We start from the raw sequence: 4,651 nt of genomic DNA, 5'->3' as shown, positions 1-4,651 counted from the left end.
GCGCCGGCCTTCCGTGCGTGTGGCGGGCCGGCGCGCGCGGAAGGCCGGGGCGGCCACCTCGTCGGGCGGCCGTCCCGGCCGGTTCAGCTGGAGTGCCCGGTGATCAGGCGTTGGCGCGGGAGCGCCGGTACAGCACCGCGCCACCGGCCAGCAGGCCGGCCGCGAGCGGCAGGGCGGCCGCCGGGGCCAGGTCGCTGCCCGTCTCGGCGAGCGAGCCGCGGTCGGGCGACTCGCCGCGCGGGGCCTCGGGGGCGACAGGCGTCTCGGGGCTCTCCGGGGTGACCGGGTCGCCCGGCCCCTCGGGGGTCTCCGGGGTCTCCGGGGTGACGGGGGTCTCCGGCTCCTCCGGCGTCTCGGGAGTCTCGGGCTCCTCCGGCGTCTCGGGGACGACGGGGGTCTCCGGCTCCTCCGGGGTGACGGGGGTCTCCGGCTCCTGCGGGTCGACGGGGATCTCCGGGATCTCACCGTTGCCGCAGCCGTTGCCGGTGGTCGGGTTCAGCAGACCGACGACGGAGATGCCGTTGCCGCAGGCGTTGACCGGGACGTCGACCGGGACCTGCACGTTGTTGCCGGAGCCGACACCCGGCGAGTTGGCTGCCACGCTCTCCGCCTCGGCGCCCCCACCGTGGCTGTGGCTGCCGTCCTTGCCGCCGTCCTTGCCGTGCGACGGCGCGGAGACGTTGGCGCAGCTGTTGCCGATCGCCGGGTTGAGCAGCCCGATCACGTTGACCGTGTTGCCGCACAGGTTCACCGGCACGTGGACCGGGACCTGCACGTTGTTGCCGGCCAGCACGCCCGGCGAGTTGGCCGCCACGCTCTCGGCGCCCGCGTCGGCGAACGCCGTCCCCCCGGACAGCACCAGCACACCGCCGGCGGCCGCGACGGAGATCAGGCCCTTCCTGGTGACCTCACGCATTGTGGTTGTTCCCCTGCCTAGATACCTCGTGGAAGAGGCGGGGACGAGACTGCGCCCGCTCCGCCTCAGGGAACCAGGCGACTCCGGAGCGCTGGGCGCTCCGGAGCCGCTTGGCGTCAAGCCCTCATGTCAGTGAGGCGCAACGTCACTTGTTGATGCAGGTGTTGCCGAACGTGGGGTTCAGCAGCCCGATCACGGAGACGGTGTTGCCGCACAGGTTCACCGGCACGTGGACCGGGACCTGGACGACGTTGCCGGAGAGGACACCGGGGGAGTTCAGGGCGGCACCCTGGGCACCCGCGTCGGCGACGGCGACGCCGGCACCCGCGAGCACCAGACCACCGGTGGCAGCCGCGGCGGCGACAACCTTCTTGATCATGCTTCCTCCTCATTGACACAAGCGATTCCCCGGTAGCGGGAACCGCCGCGACCCCCGGTAAGGGATCGCCATCGTCAGTAACGAGGGCAGGCCAACGAAGCTACGAACCCCGGCGGGGTTTCACCCGTCCGGAGGGTTTCGTACGACCGGGCGATTACCGGCGGGGGTGCGGACGGATCACCGACCGCACCCCCGCCGGGGTGTCGTCAGCTGGCGTCGAGGAAGCGGTCCAGTACCCGCACACCGAACTGCAGGCCGTCGACCGGGACCCGCTCGTCCACGCCGTGGAACATCCCGGCGAAGTCCAGCTCCGGCGGCAGCTTCAGCGGCGCGAACCCGAAGCCGCGGATGCCGAGGTCGTCGAAGGACTTGGCGTCGGTGCCGCCGGAGAGCATGTACGGGACCGCGCGCGCGACCGGGTCCTCCGCGAGCAGCGAGGACTGCATCGCGGCGACCAGCTGTCCGTCGAAGCTCGTCTCCAGGGCCTTGTCGGCGTGGACGTCCTCACGCCGGACCCGGGGGCCGAGCAGCCGGTCGAGGTCGGCGAGGAACTCGGTCTCGTGGCCGGGGAGGAAGCGGCCGTCGATGTGCGCCGTGGCCTGGCCCGGGATGACGTTGACCTTGTAGCCGGCGCCGAGCTGGGTGGGCGAGGCGGTGTTGCGCAGTGTCGCGCCGATCAGCTTGGCGATGCCGCCGAGCCGGGCGAGGGTCTCGTCCATGTTCTCGGGGTCGAGCTCTACGCCGAGCGCGTCGGAGAGCTCGTCGAGGAAGGACCGCACCGTCGGGGTGACCCGCACCGGGAAGGTGTGGCGGCCGACGCGGGCGACCGCCTCGCACAGCTCGGTGATCGCGTTGTCGGTGTTGGTCATCGAGCCGTGGCCGGCGGTGCCGTCCACGGTCAGCCGCATCCAGTGCATGCCCTTCTGGGCGGTCTCGATGAGGTAGAGCCGGAGGTTCTCGTTGACGGTGAACGAGAACCCGCCCACCTCGCTGATGGCTTCGGTGACGCCCTCGAACAGCTCCGGGTGGTGGTCCACCAGGAAGCGGGCGCCGTGGGTGCCGCCGGCCTCCTCGTCGGCCAGGAACGCCACCACCACGTCGCGGGGCGGCTTCCGGCCGGACCGCATCCGCTCCCGGATGACGGCGAGCGTCATGGCGTCCATGTCCTTCATGTCCACCGCGCCGCGGCCCCAGACGCAGCCGTCGGCGATCTCGCCGGAGAACGGGTCGTGCGTCCAGTCGGCGGCGTTGGCCGGCACGACGTCGGTGTGACCGTGGATCAGCAGCGCGGGGCGCGAGGGGTCCTCGCCCTCGATGCGGGCGACGGTGGAGGCGCGGCCGGGGCGGGACTCGAAGATCTGCGGTTCGAGGCCGACCTCGGCGAGCTGCTCGGCCACGTACTCGGCGGCCTTGCGCTCGCCGGGGCCGGAGTCGTCGCCGTAGTTGCTGGTGTCGATACGGATCAGGTCGCGGCACAGCTCCACGACCTCCTGCTCGGCGGTGCCGAGATCCTGCTCGCTCAACGTTCCCTCTCCCTTGGCTCGTTGCGTCGCGGTCGCGCGCGCACCCCCGGCACTCCCGCGTACCGGGGAGCGCCGCCGCGCGGCGTCGCACGGCGTCGCACGGCGGGTGCGCGTGCCCCCATCCTCTCCCCCACGGGCCCGCGACGGCGGGGCGTCCCACAGGCGGGGGGCGCGCGGCGCCGCCCACGCCCCGCCGAGGTGATCGGCACGCCCGGCCTTTGCTATGGTTTCCCACGTCGACGCGCCCGCAGGGGCGAAGGCGGCAACCCTGTCCGGGTGGCGGAATGGCAGACGCGCTAGCTTGAGGTGCTAGTGCCCTTTATCGGGCGTGGGGGTTCAAGTCCCCCCTCGGACACTGACAGGAACGTTCACGAGGTCGTCCCGAAGCGTTCACGAATTACCGGTCGAGTCATGTGACTCACCGGTAATTCGTCGTTTCTGGGGCCTTGAGCCTCGTGATCGGCTCGATGAGGAGGTGAGGCGGTGGCGGTCCAGGTACTGCGCCTCTCACCTGCGGAAACCCCACATGCCTGCGCGACGGCTGGTAGCCGTCACGCAGGCATGTGGGGTTTTCAGGGGGCGGAGCGAGGCGGTGGTGCGTCACTCGCGTGGCGGCGGCTCGACCTGCTCGGTCGGAAGCGGCGCCGGGGGCGGGTCGGAGGGGTCACCGGCTTGGGTTGCGGCGCTCTGCGTGCTTGCTTTACGGGGCTGGATGCCCTGGTCGCGGAGGAACCGTCGGATGGCTCTGAGGTTCGCCACGAAGATGATGACGGCATTGAGCAGGGTCTGTGCGACGCGTCCGTGCGGCAGGCGGAGCTGCGGATTGTCGATGCTGTCGAGGGCGGACTTCTTGAGGTTGCCGTTGCCGCCCTCGTTCTGACTGCGCAATCCGGACCAGGCTTCCTGCCACAGAGGGGTGAACAGGGGGTATTTCTGCCGCCACTTGGCCAACACAGTGCCCGGGACGGTGATGCTCTTCCCCCTGCAGATGTCGGGGTAGACAGGGGTGTCCCGCTTGGGCCTGGGGATGGTGGGCAGGGCTGCCGGGGTACGGACAGTGGGGGCGTCGAGGTCGACGACGGTGGACGGGCGTGGCTGGGGCCGCCGGTAGCAGGTGACCGTGGCGTGCGGCCCGAGGGCGGGGCACTGTCGACGCTGATCCCCTGCGGGCCCGTATTCCTTGATCTTGGCCTGGTAGTCCTTCCGGGACTGGATCAGGTTGAGTGCGTGGGCGCGGTCCTCGTCCGTGCGGCTGTCGATGTATGTGGCGCCCGCAGTGACGAGCGAGGTGGGCATCAGCGGGCAGTAGAACTCGCCGCCGATCAGCTGCATGCCGCGGAACTCTCCCTGTCGGTCGACCTTGTCGTCGTTGTAGTGCTTCACCGCGTTGAGGCCGAGTTTCAGCAGCTGCAGATGCAGGTTGTGAGGCTTGGCCTGGGTGATGCCCCGGTCGGCGCAGAACAGGTCTTTGACCAGGCCTCGTTCGAAGGCCGGCTGGATGGCGCGCAGGGCGGCCGGGCCGGGTTCGGTGCCCGGGGTGTGAAGGATCATGCCGAGACAGACCGCCGGGTAGGCGCCGGCGAGGTCGCCATGGCCATGGCCCGGGAACGCGGCCATCATGGCGTAGCGGAACTCTCTCTTCTCCGGCGTCTTGGCCTTCTTCTCCTGTCCCGACTTGGTCTTGCGAGACACTGAGCGTTTGCCAACCTGGGCTCTGGGCTGGGCGGTTGGTTCGACACGTGAGTGAAGCCCCTGGTAGACGGGTTCACGACCAAGATCGCCCGATACCCACCAGAGGCTTCACGTGCTTGTCTACCCGTGCGGGCTGGACGT

At 70.5% G+C, this 4,651-nt stretch carries 4 protein-coding genes and 1 tRNA gene; 1 reads left to right on the top strand and 4 read right to left on the bottom strand.

What is annotated here, in order from left to right; translation table 11 throughout:
* Positions 1–103: 103 nt before the first annotated feature.
* The 3 genes from HCN52_RS22015 to HCN52_RS22005 all read right to left on the bottom strand — a co-directional run bounded on the left by HCN52_RS22015 (position 104) and on the right by HCN52_RS22005 (position 2,818).
* Positions 104–916: a chaplin gene (locus tag HCN52_RS22015; RefSeq protein ID WP_168090189.1), complete on the bottom strand. Its 813-nt coding sequence runs from the start codon at positions 914–916 to the stop codon at positions 104–106.
* A 145-nt stretch (positions 917–1,061) separates the two neighbouring features.
* A complete protein-coding gene (gene chpH, locus HCN52_RS22010) occupies positions 1,062–1,295 on the bottom strand; it encodes a chaplin ChpH (RefSeq protein ID WP_167933991.1) in 234 nt (77 codons plus the stop codon).
* 206 nt (positions 1,296–1,501) lie between these two features.
* Entirely contained in the window at positions 1,502–2,818 is a 1,317-nt protein-coding gene (locus tag HCN52_RS22005) for a M20/M25/M40 family metallo-hydrolase (protein WP_168090188.1), read from the bottom strand.
* Positions 2,819–3,088: 270 nt separating this feature from the next.
* Between HCN52_RS22005 and HCN52_RS22000 the strand changes: the two genes are divergently transcribed.
* Positions 3,089–3,173 (top strand) — tRNA-Leu (locus HCN52_RS22000).
* Between the two features lie 245 nt (positions 3,174–3,418).
* Here HCN52_RS22000 and HCN52_RS21995 read toward each other — a convergent pair.
* A complete protein-coding gene (locus tag HCN52_RS21995) occupies positions 3,419–4,510 on the bottom strand; it encodes a hypothetical protein (RefSeq protein WP_168090187.1) in 1,092 nt (363 codons plus the stop codon).
* Positions 4,511–4,651 lie beyond the last annotated feature (141 nt).

This window comes from Streptomyces bohaiensis (genome assembly GCF_012033785.1).
GTDB classification, from domain to species: domain Bacteria; phylum Actinomycetota; class Actinomycetes; order Streptomycetales; family Streptomycetaceae; genus Streptomyces; species Streptomyces bohaiensis.
Note: the sequence above shows the minus strand (reverse complement) of the source record. Positions and strands in the feature narration are given on the sequence as shown.